The sequence below is a fragment of the Burkholderia paludis genome (genome assembly GCF_000732615.1).
Lineage (GTDB): Bacteria > Pseudomonadota > Gammaproteobacteria > Burkholderiales > Burkholderiaceae > Burkholderia > Burkholderia paludis.
This window is the reverse complement of record NZ_JPGL01000023.1, coordinates 1-16,897: the sequence shown is the minus strand read 5'-3', so window position 1 is coordinate 16,897 and position 16,897 is coordinate 1. Positions and strand designations below refer to the sequence as shown.

The 16,897-nt window shown below is 69.1% G+C and carries 13 protein-coding genes; 7 read left to right on the top strand and 6 right to left on the bottom strand.

Going from position 1 to position 16,897, the window contains the following annotated elements:
- Positions 1 to 311: 311 nt before the first annotated feature.
- The 4 genes from xdhA (at position 312) to GQ56_RS0115630 (ending at position 5,513) form a co-directional block, all read left to right on the top strand.
- Positions 312 to 1,865 (top strand): xanthine dehydrogenase small subunit, encoded by a 1,554-nt coding sequence (gene xdhA, locus GQ56_RS0115645; protein WP_031399545.1) that lies wholly within the window; start codon positions 312 to 314, stop codon positions 1,863 to 1,865.
- Positions 1,866 to 1,883: 18 nt separating this feature from the next.
- Complete coding sequence (gene xdhB, locus GQ56_RS0115640) at positions 1,884 to 4,238, top strand: xanthine dehydrogenase molybdopterin binding subunit (RefSeq protein ID WP_031399544.1); 2,355 nt, start codon at positions 1,884 to 1,886, stop codon at positions 4,236 to 4,238.
- Between the two features lie 165 nt (positions 4,239 to 4,403).
- Positions 4,404 to 5,021: a xanthine dehydrogenase accessory protein XdhC gene (gene xdhC, locus GQ56_RS0115635; RefSeq protein WP_052007262.1), complete on the top strand. Its 618-nt coding sequence runs from the start codon at positions 4,404 to 4,406 to the stop codon at positions 5,019 to 5,021.
- 90 nt (positions 5,022 to 5,111) lie between these two features.
- Complete coding sequence (locus GQ56_RS0115630) at positions 5,112 to 5,513, top strand: polyketide cyclase (protein ID WP_031399542.1); 402 nt, start codon at positions 5,112 to 5,114, stop codon at positions 5,511 to 5,513.
- Between the two features lie 16 nt (positions 5,514 to 5,529).
- Here the strand turns inward: GQ56_RS0115630 and GQ56_RS0115625 are convergent, their stop codons facing one another.
- The 3 genes from GQ56_RS0115625 to GQ56_RS0115615 form a co-directional block, all read right to left on the bottom strand.
- Entirely contained in the window at positions 5,530 to 6,477 is a 948-nt protein-coding gene (locus tag GQ56_RS0115625) for a LysR family transcriptional regulator (RefSeq protein ID WP_031399541.1), read from the bottom strand.
- Between the two features lie 145 nt (positions 6,478 to 6,622).
- Positions 6,623 to 7,261, bottom strand: coding sequence for a DsbA family protein (locus GQ56_RS0115620; RefSeq protein ID WP_031399540.1), 639 nt, complete (start codon positions 7,259 to 7,261; stop codon positions 6,623 to 6,625).
- Positions 7,262 to 7,357: 96 nt separating this feature from the next.
- Positions 7,358 to 8,800 carry a TAXI family TRAP transporter solute-binding subunit gene (locus GQ56_RS0115615; protein WP_031399539.1) on the bottom strand — a complete coding sequence of 481 codons (1,443 nt, stop codon included), beginning with the start codon at positions 8,798 to 8,800 and terminating at the stop codon, positions 7,358 to 7,360.
- 420 nt (positions 8,801 to 9,220) lie between these two features.
- On the opposite strand from GQ56_RS0115615, the gene GQ56_RS0115610 reads away from it, so the two are divergent.
- The 3 genes from GQ56_RS0115610 (at position 9,221) to GQ56_RS0115600 (ending at position 14,253) form a co-directional block, all read left to right on the top strand.
- Complete coding sequence (locus GQ56_RS0115610; RefSeq protein WP_031399538.1) at positions 9,221 to 9,577, top strand: BON domain-containing protein; 357 nt, start codon at positions 9,221 to 9,223, stop codon at positions 9,575 to 9,577.
- Between the two features lie 137 nt (positions 9,578 to 9,714).
- Positions 9,715 to 11,805: a D-(-)-3-hydroxybutyrate oligomer hydrolase gene (locus GQ56_RS0115605; protein ID WP_031399537.1), complete on the top strand. Its 2,091-nt coding sequence runs from the start codon at positions 9,715 to 9,717 to the stop codon at positions 11,803 to 11,805.
- A 612-nt stretch (positions 11,806 to 12,417) separates the two neighbouring features.
- A complete protein-coding gene (locus GQ56_RS0115600) occupies positions 12,418 to 14,253 on the top strand; it encodes a S10 family peptidase (RefSeq protein WP_031399536.1) in 1,836 nt (611 codons plus the stop codon).
- Positions 14,254 to 14,382: 129 nt separating this feature from the next.
- Here the strand turns inward: GQ56_RS0115600 and GQ56_RS0115595 are convergent, their stop codons facing one another.
- From GQ56_RS0115595 to GQ56_RS0115585, 3 genes are all read right to left on the bottom strand, one after another.
- Entirely contained in the window at positions 14,383 to 15,171 is a 789-nt protein-coding gene (locus GQ56_RS0115595; protein WP_031399535.1) for a sulfite exporter TauE/SafE family protein, read from the bottom strand.
- A gap of 121 nt (positions 15,172 to 15,292) precedes the next feature.
- On the bottom strand, positions 15,293 to 16,024 hold the full coding sequence (locus GQ56_RS0115590) for a DsbA family oxidoreductase (protein WP_031399534.1): 732 nt from the start codon (positions 16,022 to 16,024) through the stop codon (positions 15,293 to 15,295).
- A 196-nt stretch (positions 16,025 to 16,220) separates the two neighbouring features.
- A partial coding sequence (locus GQ56_RS0115585) for a helix-turn-helix transcriptional regulator (protein WP_031399533.1) occupies positions 16,221 to 16,897 on the bottom strand: 677 nt, incomplete at its 5' end.

Here is a 16,897-nt window from a genome sequence, read left to right as displayed (position 1 = left end):
GAGGCGGCGAAAAACGGAATCGGGATTTTCCCATGGAACCGGTTTTCACGCAGGTACCATTTAGTTAATCGCGACCCGATTTCGTCGGGCGCGTCCCGGCGATGCGGATCGGCGCGCGGCGCGTCGCGGGGCAACGCGCCGGACGGCGCCGGCGCTTCGTCCGGGCCCATATCGCGGCAGTTATATGGGCCTCATGCGTGATGGGCTATGGGTTGCGAGATTTGACGGTGATAGCGTGCAAACTGTCAGAAAGACGTCGGTCGAGCGCACGCCGCAGGCCGCCTAGCCCCCATTTGAAGAATCATAGAGACATGAGTGAGCCGATCCGCTTCTACCATCGTCACGCGATCCGCGAAGTCAGCGGCGCGGACGTCACCCGCACCGTGCTGCAGTACCTGCGCGAGGACGCGCATTGCACCGGCACCAAGGAAGGCTGCGCGGAAGGCGACTGCGGCGCGTGCACGGTCGTCGTCGGCGAGCTGACCGATACCGGCGCGGTCGAGTTCAAGGCCGTCAACGCTTGCATCCAGTTCCTGCCGACACTCGACGGCCGGGCGCTGCTGACGGTCGAGGACCTGCGCCAGCCGGACGGCACGCTGCACCCGGTGCAGCAGGCGATGGTCGATTGCCACGGTTCGCAATGCGGGTTCTGCACGCCCGGTTTCGTGATGTCGATGTGGGCGCTGTACGAGAAGCACGGCCACGAAGGCTGCGGCGGCGGCGCGTGCGCGAAGGAGACGAGCGTGCCGACGCGCACCGAGATCGCCGATGCGCTGACGGGCAACCTGTGCCGCTGCACCGGCTACCGCCCGATCGTCGATGCGGCCGTGCAGATGTTCGGCGCGGCAGGCGAAGGCGCGTCGGCGCCGGTCGACGCGGCCGCGCTGGCCCGCACGCTCGCGTCGCTCCGGCGCGACGACACGTTCGACTACACGACGGCCGGCGGCGCGCGCTTCGCGGCGCCGCGCACGCTCGACGCGCTGGCGGCGCTGAAGGCCGCGCGGCCCGACGCGCGCATTCTCGCGGGCAGCACCGATATCGGCCTGTGGGTCACGAAGCAGATGCGCCGGCTCGACGACCTGATCTACGTCGGCCAGATCGCCGAACTGCGGCGCGTCGTGGAGCGCGACGACTGGATCGAGATCGGCGCGGGCGTGACGGTCGAGAAGGCATATGCGGCGCTCGCCGGCACGTATCCGGAACTGACCGAGATGTGGAAGCGCTTCGCGTCGCTGCCGATCCGCAATGCCGGCACGATCGGCGGCAACGTCGCGAACGGCTCGCCGATCGGCGACTCGATGCCGGGCCTGATCGCGCTCGGCGCGCGGGTCGTGCTGCGCGGCGGCGACACGGTGCGCGAGCTGCCGCTCGAGGCGCTCTATACGGGCTACCAGCAGAAGGACATGGCGCCGGAGGAATTCGTCGTCGGCCTGAAGGTGCCGACCCGCACCGGCGCGCGCGAGAAGCTGCAGTTCCGCACCTACAAGCTGTCGAAGCGGTTCGACTCCGACATCTCGGCCGTCTGCGCGGCGTTCGCGTTCATCGCGGACGGCGACACGCTCCGCGAGCCGCGCATCGCGTTCGGCGGGATGGCCGCGACGCCCAAGCGCGCGACCGCCACCGAAGCCGTGCTCGACGGCGCGCAGTGGCACGAGGCCACCGCGCAGGCCGCGATGCAGGCGCTCGAGCGCGACTATCAACCGCTCTCCGACATGCGCGCGACGAGCACCTACCGTCTCGATACCGCGAAGAACCTGATGTACCGCTTCTGGCTGGAGACGCGCCCGCACGATCCGCTGCCGCCGCACGCCCTCAGCGTGCGCGAAGTGGCCGCCGAAGCCGGCACCGGCGCGGCGTGCGTCTGAAGACGGAGAACCCCGACGATGAACCAGCAAGCAGAACCGTTCCTGAGCACCCTCGATCCGCAAGCCGACGCCGCGCAGGTCCACGTATCGCGCGCGCATGAATCCGCGCACCTGCACGTCAGCGGACGCGCCACCTACACCGACGACATCCCGACCGTCGCGGGCACGCTGCACGCGGCGCTCGGGCTGTCGGCGAAGCCGCACGCGCGGATCGTGTCGATGAACTTCGACGCGGTGCGCGCGACGCCGGGCGTGGTCGCCGTGTTCACGGCCGACGACATTCCCGGCGTCAACGATTGCGGCCCGATCATTCACGACGACCCGGTGCTCGCCAAGGGCATCGTGCAGTTCGTCGGCCAGCCGATGTTCATGGTCGTCGCGACGTCGCACGAAACCGCGCGGCTCGCCGCGCGCCGCGCGCAGGTCGACTACGAGGAACTGCCGGCGATCCTGACCGCACAGGAAGCGCGTCGGGCCGAAACCTACGTGATCCCGCCGCTGAAGCTCGCGCGCGGCGACGCGGCCGCGCGGCTTGCCGCCGCGCCGCACCGCGAGTCGGGCGAGATGCTGCTCGGCGGCCAGGAGCAGTTCTACCTCGAAGGGCAGATCGCGTACGCGGTGCCGAAGGACGACGACGGGATGCACGTGTACTGCTCGACGCAGCATCCGAGCGAGATGCAGCACCTGGTCGCGCACGTGCTCGGCGTCGCGTCGCACAACGTGCTCGTCGAATGCCGCCGGATGGGCGGCGGGTTCGGCGGCAAGGAATCGCAGTCGGGCCTGTTCGCGTGCTGTGCGGCGCTCGCCGCGTGGAAGCTGCTGTGCCCGGTGAAGCTGCGCCCGGACCGCGACGACGACATGATGATCACCGGCAAGCGGCACGACTTTCATTACCGCTTCGACGTCGGCTACGACGACGACGGCCGCATCGACGGCGTGGCGCTCGACATGACGTCGCGCTGCGGCTTTTCCGCCGACCTGTCGGGCCCGGTGATGACGCGCGCGGTCTGCCATTTCGACAATGCGTACTGGCTGGGCGACGTCGACATCGCCGGCTATTGCGGCAAGACCAACACGCAGTCGAACACCGCGTTCCGCGGCTTCGGCGGCCCGCAAGGCGCGTTCGCGATCGAGTACATCCTGGACGACATCGCGCGTTCGCTCGACCGCGATCCGCTCGACGTGCGCTACGCGAACCTGTACGGCAAGACCGAACGCAACGTGACGCCGTACGGGCAGACGGTCGAGGACAACGTGCTGCAGGAACTGCTCGGCGAACTCGAGACGACGAGCGACTACCGCGCGCGGCGCGCGGGCGTGCGCGCATTCAACGCGCGCAACACGGTGCTGAAGAAGGGCATCGCGCTCACGCCGGTGAAGTTCGGCATCGCGTTCAACGTCACGCATTTCAACCAGGCCGGCGCGCTGGTGCACATCTATACCGACGGCTCGGTGCTCGTGAACCACGGCGGCACGGAGATGGGGCAGGGGCTCAACACGAAGGTCGCGCAGGTCGTCGCGCACGAGCTCGGCATCCGCTTCAGCCGGATCCGCGTGACGGCGACCGACACGAGCAAGGTCGCGAACACGTCCGCGACGGCCGCGTCGACGGGCTCCGACCTGAACGGCAAGGCCGCGCAGGATGCGGCGCGCCAGTTGCGCGAGCGGCTCGCGGTGTTCGCGGCGAAGCAGTTCGGCGACGGCAAGGCCGATGCGGCGGACGTGAAGTTCGGCAACGACGTCGTGTGGATCGGCGGTCACGGCGTGCCGTTCGGCGAAGTGATCGCGAAGGCGTACCTCGCGCGCGTGCAGCTGTGGTCGGACGGCTTCTACGCGACGCCGAAGCTGTACTGGGACCAGTCGAAGCTGCAGGGCCGGCCGTTCTACTACTATTCGTACGGCGCCGCCGTGTCGGAAGTCGTGATCGACACGCTGACGGGCGAGATGCGCACGCTGCGCGTCGATGCGCTGCACGACGTGGGCGCGTCGCTGAACCCGGCGCTCGACATCGGCCAGGTCGAAGGCGCGTTCATCCAGGGGATGGGCTGGCTCACGACCGAGGAGCTGTGGTGGAACAAGGGCGGCAAGCTGATGACGCACGCGCCGTCCACGTACAAGATCCCGACGGTGAACGACACGCCGCCCGAATTCAACGTGCGGCTGTTCCAGAACCGCAACGTCGAGGACAGCATCCACCGTTCGAAGGCCGTCGGCGAGCCGCCGCTGCTGCTGCCGTTCTCGGTGTTCTTCGCGGTGCGCGACGCGGTCGCGGCGGTCGGCGATTACCGGGTGAACCCGCCGCTCGACGCGCCGGCCACCGGCGAATCGATCCTGCGTGCCGTGCAGGCGGTGCGCGCGGGTCGGGCAGGCTGAGATGAAACGCTCCCCGCCCGCTTCGTTCGCCGCCCCCGACGGGGGCAGTCAGTCGCCCTGGTACGGCCCGGCGGAGGTCGATATGAAACGACTTCCGCGCTCACTGCGTTCGCTGCCCCCCGAGGGGGTGGTCTGCTCCCCCGGGACGGCCCGACGGAGGCTGACGTGAACGGCCCCGCCCGCTCGCTTCGCGCCGCGCCGGTCCCGGCGTTCGCGCAGGGCACCGGCCGGCGCAACCGCGCGAGCGGCACGCCGGTGCCGATGCACGTCGTGCTGTTCGGTGCGGGGCACGTCGGTCACGCGCTCGTCACGCTGCTCGGCGCGCTGCCGTGCGTCGTGCAGTGGGTCGACACGCGCGACGAACTGTTCCCGGACGAATGTCCGCCGAACGTGCAGCCGGAGCCGACCGACACGCCGGAGGCGGTGGTCGACGCCGCGCCGCCCGGCACGTACTTCCTCGTGATGACGCACAACCACGCGCTCGATTTCTCGCTCGCCGCGCGGATCATGCGGCGGCGCGATTTCGCGTACTTCGGGATGATCGGCTCGCGCACCAAGCGCGTGAAGTTCGAGCGCCGGCTGGCCGCGCGCGGCGTCGATCCGGCGAGGCTGGTGGAGATGGTGTGCCCGATCGGCGTCGCCGGCATCGTCGACAAGGCGCCGGGCGCGATCGCGGTGGCCGTGTGCGCGGAACTGCTGCAGGCGCGTTCGGGCATGCCGGTGGCCGATGCGAAGGCAGCCGCGTCGGCGCCTGCGCGCGACGACGCGGCCTGTGCGCGGTAACACCGTGTCGCCGGCGCATCGCGGCGCGTTTTTGCATACACTGCACGACGACGCGCGGCAGCGGGCCGCGTCTTTTTTCGTGCACGCACCATGTCCGATCACCGGGTTTATCTCGACGCGCTCGAAGCGAGCCTCGTCGCCATCGAGCGCTGGCTGTCCGGCGCCGACACCGCGCCTGCGTCGCTCGACGCACTGCTCGCGCCGTTCTCCACCGATTTCACGATGATCCTGACCGACGGCCGCGCGGTCGACCTCGACGGCACGCGTGCGCTGTTCGCGAAGCTCGCCGGCGCGAAGCCGGGGCTGCGCATCGCGTTGTCGGAAACCCGCGTGCTCGCCGCCGACGCGTCGCATGCGACGATCACCTATCTCGAAGCGCAGCATGCGGCATCGGGCGCGCTGCCCGCCCGTCGCGCGACGGCCGTGTTCGAGTGCGACGCGGCGGGCGTCGTGCGCTGGACGCATCTGCAGGAAACGTTCTGCACGGCCTGAGCGGCCGCGCGGCGGCTCAGCGCTTGCGGCCGCGGGCGACCGTCAGCTCGTCGGACACGCTCTGCATCAGCGCGCACAGCCAGGCGACGTCGGTCGGGCGGTCGGGCTGCGGATGCGTGAGCAGGTAGCTCTTGATGCGCGGGAACGGCACGGGCGGCGTGACGACGACGAGCGGCAGCAACTGCGCATAGTGCGTCGCGAAGCGGCGCGTCGTCGTGAAGATCAGGTCCGCCTGCAGCAGTACCTGCGGCACGATCCCGAAATACGGCAGCGTCGTCACGATGCGTCGCGCGAGGCGCGCGCGTGCGAGGCCGATCTCGATCGCATTGCGCTTGTCGCCGGTGTACGGCGTGGGCGCGACATGTGCGGCCGACGCGTAGGCCTCGCGCGTGAGCGGCACGTGCGCTAGCGGGTGCGCATCGCGCATCAGGCACACGATCGTGTCGGAGAACAGGTCCTGGCGCGCGAACTGCGGGTCGGGCTTCGGCCAGTTGCCGATCACGAGATCGAGCGCGCCCGATTCGAGCGCGCCCGCATGGTCGAGCGCGGGATTCAGCGAATCGATTTCCAGGTGCGCATGCGGCGCCGCGTCGCGAAAGCGCTCGATCAGCGTCGGCATGAAGAAATCGTTCAGGTAGTCGGGCGCGGCGACGCGGAACGTGCGTCGCGCGGAAGACGGATCGAAATCGCCGTGCGGCGTCGCGATGAAGTCCACTTCGCGCAGCGCGCGCGACGCGGCTTCGAGCAGCGACGCGCCATATTCGGTCGGCACCATTCCGGATTTGCCGCGCACGAGGATCGGGTCGTTCAGCGTCTCGCGCAGCTTGCGCAGCGCGGTGCTGATCGCGGGCTGGGTCTGGTTCAACCGCAGGGCGGCCTGCGTGACGCTGCGCTCGAGCAGCAGCGTGCGCAATACGCGCACGAGCCAGATGTCGAGCGAGGCGGTACGGTCGTCGTCTTCCATCGATGCGGGGTGATTCGGGCGAAATTGGAGGCGGTCGGGATGCGAACCGGGCATTCCCGGGGCATGGATCCCGTCATGCGGGGTGGCCGCGAGAACGGCCCCTAACCTTACCGCAGCCGCGCGTTGCCGTGCGTAATACCGGCCATCACGCCCGCCCCTTGGGCAGCGTGCTGATGCGCGTGACCTCGTGCGATTCGAGCCAGTTCGGCGTGCGCGCGCAGTACAGCACCATCGGCAGCGCGTCCTCGCCCCAGAACAGTTGCCGGTTCATCCAGAAGGTCGGTACGCCGAACACGCCGAGCGCGATCGCGTCGGCGTTGTTGCGGGCCAGTTGCGCGGCGGTCCCCTCGAATTCGATCAGCGCGTCGCCGTGGCCGACGCCGACGCGCTCGCACAGCGCCGCGAAGCCTTCCGGCGTCGACGGATCGTTGCCGTCGCGCCAGATGAAGCGGAACATCTCCAGCACGGTCGCGATATCGGCGCGCAGCGCGATCGCGAGACGCAGCAGCTTGTCCGGATCGAACGGATGCGCGGGCGGCATCTTGAAGCGGATGCCGAGCTGTTCCGCGCGGAACAGCGCGTGACGGTACGTGAACACGCGTTTGGCCGGCACCTCGGCGCCCGGGCGCTGCCCCCAGTGGCGCTGCAGGTCGGCCAGCGACACGGCGACCGGCTCGAACGGCACGTCCGGCCACTTGTCGTGCTGCTCCAGCAGCAGATAGGAGAACGGCGACACGAAGTCGAAGAACCAGGCGGGCTGGGCGGTATCGAGGCCGGTTGTCATGGCGATCTCCAGTGGGGGCGCATGCCGCGCCCGGCGGCGCCGCCCTCCATGTTACGCGGCGGCGCGCGCATGCGGCAATGATCGCGGATCGTCCGCCTATGCGGAACCGGGAGTCGCCCGGGGGGGATCGCCGGCCGGCGGCGCGGCCCCGGCGCCGGCCGCCGGCGGGCCGCCCGTGCCGGGCGGATGCGCCGGCGCATCGTGGTCGTGCGCGGTGAGCCGCTCGCGCACGAAGCCGATGTGCTCGCGCAGCACGTAGAACTGCCCGGCGTACGCGAGCGGCATCTTCATCCGGTTCACGGCTTCCTCGATGTCGTCCAGCTCGTCGAGCAGCTGGACGCGTTCCTCTGCGGTGTGCTCGCCGAGCGCGCTGCGCTCGAGCGCGATCAGCGCGCCGTACCAGCGGTAGATGCGCGAGCGCACGCGCCAGCCGTACAGCGACGGCACGAGCCGCAACCCGGGAATCAGCACGACGATCAGCGGCACGACCACGACCAGCAACCGGTCGACGAGGCTTGCGACCCAGAACGGCAGCCGCCGGTACAGGAAGGTCTTGCCCGACTTGTAGTAGCGCGCGGCGTCGTCGGACAGCGGGAAGCCGCGCGTGACGGGCGACGGGAACTCGCCCGCGTGCTGCAGGATCGTCGCATGGCCGTGCACCTCGCGCGCCGCCTCGATCAGCAGGTCGGACAGCGCGGGGTGCAGCGAGTCGCGCGCGACCAGCTCGATCGTCGGCGCGACCGTATGGATGTCGGCGGGCGGCAGGTTCCGGCCGAGATCGTAGACGCCCATCGGCAGCGTGATCGCGGTCAGGTACGGAAAGCGCCGCGCATACGCCTCGGCCTGCGTGAACGAATACACGTGCACGCCCGGCGCGCGGAACAGCTTCGCCATCACCGGAATCTGCGTCGAGTCGCCGGACAGGAACGCCGCGTCGATCTTGCCCTCGAGCAGCGCGGTGGCGGCGTCCTCGCCGGCGGTCGGCAGCAGCTCGGTCGAGCCGCCCGGCACGATGCCGTTCATTTTCAGCAGGGCGAGGCTCAGCTCGCGCGCGCCGCTGCCTTCCGTGCCGAGCGCGAGCCGCTTGCCGTTGAAGTCGGACAGGCGCGCGACGACCGGGCCGCGGTACATGATCGCGAGCGGCACGTAGCCGATGCTGCCGAGCGACACGAGGTGTTCGTCGCGCTCCTTCGGGCCGATGCCGCTCTGAACGAAACCGACGTCGACCGGCGCGTTCGGGTTCGACAGCCGGGCGAGATTTTCGGCAGACCCTTCGGACGACTGGACGTCGAGCGTGACGCCGTTCTTCGCGAGGATCTCCTTGTACTTCTGCGCGGCATTCCAGTACGTGCTGCCGGGCGGCCCGGACGAAATCACGAGGGTGGACGGCGGCGCCGGCTGGATCAGCCGGACCGCGAGCCAGACGGCCGCGGCGGCGAGCAGCACGGTGGGGCCGATCGACAGCGCGAGGTCGCGCCACGACACCGCGACGAAGCGGGCGAGGATGCGGCGGGGCGGGCGGGGGCGGGCTGGCTTCATGGGTCGGCGGATGACGCTGGCGTGACGCATCGGTGACGGTCGTCGCGGGCGATGCGGAGTCTCGCGGCGATGGTACCCGGTTTCGCCGCGCATGCGCGAGTCGGGCGCGGCTGCGCGGCGACAGCGGCGGGGCCGCCGCGTCAAAAGCTTTGCGCTTCCGCGGGCGCTGGATTACATTGTGCGACGCAGCCGCGCCCGATTCGCGCGCGACCCGGCACGCAATGAGACCGGGCGCGTCCGGCCGGCGGCTGCCCGGCCCGGCCGGCCCGCTTTCGCGCGCGCCGGCCGCCGGCCCGTCTCGCCTCTCTCGCATCGCCGTGGAATACACCGGCCGTCCCGCCCGTTCGCGCGCGGGCCGACTGTCTTTGGGGGTATTCGGCCGTTCTGTGCATGGCCGTTCCGGAGTAACAAGGAGATAGCATGAAGTCGATCGTGTTGAGAGCGTTGAGCGTTGCCGCCGTGGCGGCCTGTCTGTCGGGCAGCGTGTATGCGCAGTCGAGCGACGCCACGGCCGCCGAGGCGCCGGCAGCCGCGTCGAAGGCCGCGGCGAAAACCGCGAAGAAGGCAAACCGCAAGCTGGGCTACGCGGTGCGCAAGGCGATTACGAAGGAACAGGGCGTGGACGTGGCGAACCTCGTCGTGCGCTCGAAGGGCGGCGCGATCACGCTGGAAGGCACGATGCCGGCCCAGGACCAGATCGACAAGGCCGAAGCCGCGGCCAAGGGCGTGAAGGGCGTCACGTCGGTCTCCAACCGGCTGACGGTTCAGCAGCAATAACGCCGGGCGGCGGCGCGCGAGCACCGCGTACGCCCGCTGTCGCGCGGGCCCCGGCACGCCGGGGCCCGTCGCGTTTCAACGGCCGCGAGCCGCGCGCGACGCGGCGGCGGACCGATAACGATACCGAGAGGGCGGCGATGACGAGGCACGGCTGGGGCAGGCGGATGGTTTTCGGCGCGGCGCTGGCCGCGGTCGCGATACTCGGCGCCTGCAACGACGACGCGTCGGCCGAGCGCAACCGGTTGCCCGGCTTCGTGTCGGGCAGCGTGCGCACGATGGCCTACGACGGCGCGAGCGACGACCTGCTGACCGCCGGCCTCGGCAAGACGGGCCTCGGCGCCGCGAGCGCGCCCGGTTTTGCGAACGCATCGCGGCCGACGAATGCCGAGCTGCGCCGGCTGGCGATCTGGTCGAACTACCGCGCGCTCGTGGACATGAGCGGGAACGGCGGCTACGGCCGCTTCTGGGGGCCGAACGTCGACCTCGACGGCAACGATACGCTCGGCGAAGGCAAGATCCCCGGCACCGAATATCTCGCGTACTCCGACGACGGCAGCGGCAGCAAGAACGTGACGCTGCTCGTGCAGGTGCCCGCCGGCTTCGATCCTGCCCGGCCGTGCATCGTCACCGCGACGTCGTCGGGCTCGCGCGGCGTGTACGGCGCGATTTCCGCGGCCGGCGAATGGGCGCTCAAGCGCGGCTGCGCGGTCGCCTACAACGACAAGGGCGGCGGCAACGGCGCGCACGAGCTCGGTTCCGACACCGTCACGCTGATCGACGGCACGCTCGCCAACGCCGTACTGGCCGGCACCGCAAGCCTGTTTACCGCGAACGTGACGAGCAGCGATCTCGCCGCCTTCAATGCCCGTTTCCCGAACCGCTACGCGTTCAAGCACGCGCATTCGCAGCAGAATCCCGAGCAGGACTGGGGCCGCGTGACGCTGCAGTCGGTCGAGTTCGCGTACTGGGCGCTCAACGAGCAGTTCGGACCGCTGATCGACGGCTCGCATCACGGCGTGCGCTATCGCGCCGGCGACATCACGACGATCGCCGCATCGGTCAGCAACGGCGGCGGCGCGGCGCTCGCGGCGGCCGAGCAGGACACCCGCAACTGGATTACCGCGGTCGTGGTCGGCGAACCGCAGATCAACGTGCGGATGGCGCCGAACGCGGTCGTCCGCTCGGGCGGCCAGCCGGTGCCGTCGTTCGGCCGGCCGCTGGCCGACTACGCGACGCTCGCGAACCTGTTGCAGCCGTGCGCGGCCGCATCGGCGTCGCTCGCCGGCGCGCCGTACCTGAGCGCGCTGCCGGTCGCGACCACGCAGTCGATCCGCACGCAGCGCTGCGCGACGCTCGCCGCGGCCGGGCTCGTGTCGGGCGCCGACACGCAGAGCCAGGCCGCCGACGCGCTCGCGCAGCTCCACGCGGCCGGCTACCTTGCCGATTCCGACCTGCTGCAGGCGCCGATGTGGGATTCGCAGGCGATTCCGGCGATCGCGGTCACCTATGCGAATGCGTACACGCGCTCGCGCGTGACCGACAACCTGTGCAATTTCAGCTTCGCGACGACGAACCCGGCGACGGGCGCCGTCGCGCCGCCCGCCGCATCGCCGATGCCGGCCGTGTTCGGCGTCGGCAACGGCGTGCCGCCGACAGCCGGCATCGACCTGGTGTTCAACACGGGCGCGGGTATCGACCACCGGCTCGCGACGCCCGATGCCAGCTTCGCGGGCGCGCTGTGCCTGCGCCAGCTGTGGACGAACGGGATGCTGGGGATGCCCGCGAACGTCGACGCGGTGCGCGTGAACGCGAACCTGCAGGGCAAGCCGGCGATCATCGTGCAGGGCCGCAGCGATGCGCTCGTGCCGGTGAACCACGCGTCGCGCGCCTACGTCGCGCAGAACGGCATCAGCGAGGGGGCGCGCAGCCAGCTCGTGTTCTACGAAGTGACGAACGGTCAGCACTTCGACGCGTTCCTGCCGGTCCCGGGCTTCGACACGCGCTTCGTGCCGGTGCACTACTACAACCTGCAGGCGCTGAACCTGATGTGGCGGCACCTGAAGAACAACGCGCCGCTGCCGCCGTCGCAGGTGATCCGCACGGTGCCGCGCGGCGGCACGCCAGGCGCCGCGCCCGCGCTGACGGGTGCGAACCTGCCGCCGATCTCGGCCGCGCCGGGCGCCAATGCGATCACGGCCGGCGCCGGCACGATCGACGTGCCGCTCTGACGGCGCCCGCCGCACAGCCCTCGCGAAGCCGGACCGTCGTCCGGCTTTTTCTTTTGCGCCGCATGGAATCGGTCCCGAACCGTCTTTTTTCGGAATGGCGAGTTCCGTAACAAATTATTACTTTACGGCGTTAAATCGGGGTCCTATTATGCGCCGGTATTTTCACTTAATTTAATAAATTCCAGATACGAGATATTCCTTTCTGTTTGTTTAATCGATCCTTTCGATTTTATTAAATCGGCTTGAAATGCGATTGGTCGATGTCGCGCGATTAATCGGCATTTCGTCGAGGGGGATCGTTTATCTGTTCGAAGCGAGGCGTCCAGAGCGGACGGGCTTTGCGGGGCATGCTTTTGCCGTCGATTTTCTGCGTCAACGGATGCGTGCAGCGAATTCGCATTGCTGCGAATTATTGAATGGTCGACCGCAATGGAATTGATTCCATTACGGGTTGAGAAAAATATGGGTGGGGTAAATCGTGCCGGTCGGCATTTGCCGATTCGGTAAAAAACTCGGAGTGCATCGCATAACGAATGCATTCCCGGTGCGGAGCGCCGGCGCAAATGATCCTTTGCGGCCGGCGACATTTATCGTTCTGTTCGAGAGGCAATAATGACGACACGGAAGTCCTTGAAAGACGGTTTCGCGCTATTCGGAACGACACTGAGCGTGCCGCTCGCCGCCGCCGCGGCCGCAGCACTGCTCGTCACGGGGTGCGGCGGCGACGACGGGTCGAGCCCGGCCGCCTCGGCCGCTGCCGCAGCCGTGACGACGGCCGGCGGCAGTTCGTCGGCCAGCACCGGTACGACGGCGGCCGCGGCCGACCAGCCGTACGTCGACACCGACGTGTACGGCACCGGGCCGAACGACGCGGTCACGGATTCGACGGAAGGCGCCGCGGTCGTGCACCGCCAGGTCACGATCGGCGGCAAGACCATCAATTACACGGCCACCACGGGCCACCTGACCACGATCGATCCGACCACGTCGGCGCCGAACGCGAAGATGTTCTACGTGGCGTACACGCAGGACAATCCGGACCCGTCGAAGCCGCGTCCGGTCACGTTCTTCTACAACGGCGGCCCCGGCTCGTCGTCGGTCTACCTGCTGCTCGGCTCGTACGGGCCGAAGCGCCTGCAGTCGTCGTTCCCGAACTTCACGCCGCCTTCGCCGTACAAGCTGCTCGACAACCCGGACAGCCTGCTCGACCGCACCGACCTCGTGTTCATCAACCCGGTCGGCACCGGTTACTCGGCGGCGATCGCCCCGGCGAAAAACAAGGACTTCTGGGGCACCGACCAGGACGCCCGCTCGATCGACCGCTTCATCCAGCGCTACCTGACCAAGTACTCGCGCTGGAATTCGCCGAAGTTCCTGTACGGCGAATCGTATGGCACCGCCCGCAGCGCGGTCGTGTCGTGGGTGCTGCATGAGGACGGCATCGACCTGAACGGGATCACGCTGCAGTCGTCGATCCTCGACTACTCGAACTCGCTGTCCGCGGCGGGCATCTTCCCGACGCTCGCGGCCGACGCGTTCTACTGGAAGAGGACGACCCTCAACCCGACGCCGACCAATCTCGACGCGTACATGGTCCAGGCGCGCAACTATGCGGACAACACGCTTGCCCCGCTGGTGCAGAAGCCGAACCCGCAGGACGGCGGCCTCGTGAACGTGCGGCTGAACCTGAACCTGCAGACCGCGCAGCAGATGGGCTCGTACATCGGCACGGACCCGACGTCGCTGATCCAGACCTTCGGCAACCCGGCCGCGCTCGGCAACGTGCCGTCGTCGGACGACAACCCGCCGTACACGTTCTTCCTGACGCTCGTGCCGGGCACGCAGATCGGCCAGTACGACGGTCGCGCGAACTTCACGGGCAAGGGCATCGCGCCGTACATCCTGCCGAACTCGGGCAGCAACGATCCGTCGATCACGAACGTCGGCGGCGCGTACACGGTGCTGTGGAACAGCTACATCAACACCGACCTCAAGTACACGTCGACGTCGTCGTTCGTGGACCTGAACGACCAGGTCTTCAACAACTGGGACTTCAGCCACACGGACCCGACCGGCGCGAACAAGGGCGGCGGCAATACGCTGTACACGGCCGGCGACCTGGCGTCGACGATGAGCGTGAACCCGGACCTGAAGGTGCTGTCGGCGAACGGCTATTTCGACGCCGTCACGCCGTTCCACCAGACCGAGCTGACGCTTGCGCAGATGCCGCTCGACCCGACGCTCAAGGCGCAGAACCTGACGATCAAGAACTATCCGTCGGGCCACATGATCTACCTGAACGACGCGTCGCGCACCGCGCTGAAGGGCGATCTCGCCAGCTTCTACGATGGCATCCTCGCGAACCGCACCGCACTGCAGCGCGTGTTGAAGCTGCAGGCGCGCACGCAGCAGCTCAAGCAGCAGCAACTGAAGCAGCAGGGGCAGTAAGCGCGACGGGCGGCGCACAACGCCGCCCCGAACGGATGACAGCCCGATCGGCACCGGCCGGTCGGGCTGTTTTCATTTGGCGGCGGCGACGGGCCGGCGCGCGCCTGGAGAGAATCGCGGTTGCTTCGCCTACGCGAGCACGAGCCGCACGCCGACCGCGACGAGCGTCGCGGCGAGCAGGTTGCGCAGCAGCCGCTCGGGCGCGCGCGCCGACAGCAGGCTGCCGAGCACGATGCCGGGCAGGGAGCCGAGCAGCAGCGACAGCAGCATCGACCAGTCGACCGAGCCGAGCAGCCAGTGGCCCATGCCGGCGACGAGCGTGAGCGGCACCGCGTGCGCGATGTCGGAACCGACGATGCGGGTCGTCGCGAGCGCCGGATAGAGCAGCAGCAGCACGGTTACGCCGATCGCACCGGCGCCGACCGACGTCATCGACACGAGCACGCCGAGCACGGCGCCCGTCAGCACGGTCGACCACAGCGTGCGGGCGGGGCTCGGCGCGAGCGGATTGCGCGCCGCGAACGCGGCGAGCTGCGGCCGGAAGATCAGTGCGAGCGACGTGAGCAGCAGCGCGACGCCGAGCACGAGCTGGATCATCCGGGCGGTGCCGGGCGAGTTCATCCCGTGCGTGTGAAGCCACCACAGCGTGACGGCCGCGGCCGGAACGCTGCCCGCCGCGAGCCGGCCCGTGATGCGCCAGTCGATCGAACCCTTCAGGCCGTGGACGAGCGTGCCGGTGGCCTTGGTCGCGGCGGCGTACAGCAGGTCGGTGCCGACCGCCGTCGCGGGGTGGACGCCGAACAGCAGCACGAGGATCGGCGTCATCAGCGAACCGCCGCCGACACCCGTCAGGCCGACGAGGATGCCGACGAACAGGCCGGACAGCGAGTACAGCAGATCGATATGGGGAAGCGACATCGGATGCGGGCGGTTATGCGGCGTCGGCGGCGGCGCGTGGATCAAGGTCCGCCATTGTCGCAAAAGTGGCGGGCCGACGTACGGCTTCGTCAAATTCGCACGATGCGCGCGACGGGGCGCGCTATGCGCGTGCGGGCAGTTCGCAGCCGTCGGGGCCGCACGCGGCCGCGTCGCTGCCGGCGAGTTCGACGATGCCGTCGCGCCATGCCTGGTCGAGTGCCTGCGCGAACGCGTCGGCCGGCTGCGCGCCCGACACCGCGTAGCGGCCGCCGAACACGAACAGCGGCACGCCGCGCCCGCCGATCTGCTCGGCGCGCGCGATGTCGGCCTCGACTTCGGCACGGTACGCGTCGCTGCGCAGCACGGCGTCGACGGCCGAGCGCTCGAGGCCGGCCTCGACCGCGAATTCGGTCAGCTCGGCGTGATCGAACAGCGAGCCATGTTCGCAGAAGTACGCGCGGTACAGCCGCTCGGTCAGCGTGTGCGCCCGGCCGGTCGCTTCCGCGAGCTTCACGAGCCGGTGGCCGTCGAGCGTATCGCCGACGAGCGTGCCGGGCAGGTCGTAGCGCAGCCCGACGCTCGCGGCCGCATCGGTCACCTGGCGCAGCATCTGGTCGACCTGCGCGGGCGACATCCGGTACTTGCCGGCGAGCATCGCCTCGACCGGCTCGACGGGCTGGCCGGGCATCAGCCGGTAGGCGCGCAGCGCGACGTCCACGCGGTCGGCGTGCGCGAATGCGGCGAGCGCCTCGTCGAAGCGGCGCTTGCCGATCCAGCACCACGGACAGATCAGGTCGGACCAGATTTCGACGGTCAGGGTCGGGCGGGCAGTCGGGGCGGGCATGGTCGTCATGAGCAGTTCGGATAAAAAATGTAACCGGGACTATATCATTTAATGTATCGGCACCTCGGCGCGGCCCGCGTCATGGGCAACAGGGGCGGGCCCGCCGTATCACGAAGCATAGACACGGAAGCGGCGTCCCGGTAGCGGCTGCCGGCGCCGGCAGCCGCCATGCGTTGCGGCGAACCGGCTGCGCGGGACGGTTCGCTCAAGCGTCGCCCTGCGTTTCCTTCAAGTGCTTGAGGTGCTTGTAGACCGTCGCGCGGCCCATCCCGAGCACGTTCGCGACGTAGTTCGCCGCGCTCTTGCCGCGAAACGCGCCTTCCGCGTAAAGCGCCTCGACGAGCTCGCGCCGGTGCTCGCGCGTGAGCCCGTTCAACCCGACCTGCCGCTCGCGCAGCCAGCCGTGCAGGAACGTGTTGATCCGCTCCTGCCAGTCGTCGCGGAACAGTTCATCCGGCTGGGCGACGACGCCCGCGCCCTTGATGAACAGGTCGAGCGTCGCGCGCACCTCGTCGAACACCGCGATATTGAAGTTGATGCACATCATCCCGGCCGGGCGGCCGGTGTCGTCGAACAGCACGTTGCTGACGCAGCGCATCCGCCGGCCGTCCCAGTTCAGCTTCTCGTACGGGCCGATCACGCGCTCGCGGGCGGAATGATCGATTTCCTCGAGCGCGGAGTCGTCGCCGATCTCGCGCTTCGACAGGTTGTTCGCGAGATACAGCACGGTCTGGTCGTGCAGGTCGTGGATCACGACTTCCGCGCAGGGAAAGAACAGCGCGGCGATACCGTCGGCGATCGGCGCGTAGCGGGTGAGCAGCAGGTCTTTGACGGGGGATTTCTTCTTGCGCATCGGTATCGCCATCTCGGGTGGGCGGGGGC

Bases quoted from the DNA above. Each gene is read 5' to 3' on its own strand.
- xdhA (WP_031399545.1), top strand. From the start codon at position 312: ATGAGTGAGCCGATCCGCTTCTACCATCGTCACGCGATCCGCGAAGTC.
- xdhB (WP_031399544.1), top strand. From the start codon at position 1,884: ATGAACCAGCAAGCAGAACCGTTCCTGAGCACCCTCGATCCGCAAGCC.
- GQ56_RS0115630 (WP_031399542.1), top strand. From the start codon at position 5,112: ATGTCCGATCACCGGGTTTATCTCGACGCGCTCGAAGCGAGCCTCGTC.
- GQ56_RS0115625 (WP_031399541.1), bottom strand. From the start codon at position 6,477: ATGGAAGACGACGACCGTACCGCCTCGCTCGACATCTGGCTCGTGCGC.
- GQ56_RS0115620 (WP_031399540.1), bottom strand. From the start codon at position 7,261: ATGACAACCGGCCTCGATACCGCCCAGCCCGCCTGGTTCTTCGACTTC.
- GQ56_RS0115615 (WP_031399539.1), bottom strand. From the start codon at position 8,800: ATGAAGCCAGCCCGCCCCCGCCCGCCCCGCCGCATCCTCGCCCGCTTC.
- GQ56_RS0115610 (WP_031399538.1), top strand. From the start codon at position 9,221: ATGAAGTCGATCGTGTTGAGAGCGTTGAGCGTTGCCGCCGTGGCGGCC.
- GQ56_RS0115605 (WP_031399537.1), top strand. From the start codon at position 9,715: ATGACGAGGCACGGCTGGGGCAGGCGGATGGTTTTCGGCGCGGCGCTG.
- GQ56_RS0115600 (WP_031399536.1), top strand. From the start codon at position 12,418: ATGACGACACGGAAGTCCTTGAAAGACGGTTTCGCGCTATTCGGAACG.
- GQ56_RS0115595 (WP_031399535.1), bottom strand. From the start codon at position 15,171: ATGTCGCTTCCCCATATCGATCTGCTGTACTCGCTGTCCGGCCTGTTC.
- GQ56_RS0115590 (WP_031399534.1), bottom strand. From the start codon at position 16,024: ATGACGACCATGCCCGCCCCGACTGCCCGCCCGACCCTGACCGTCGAA.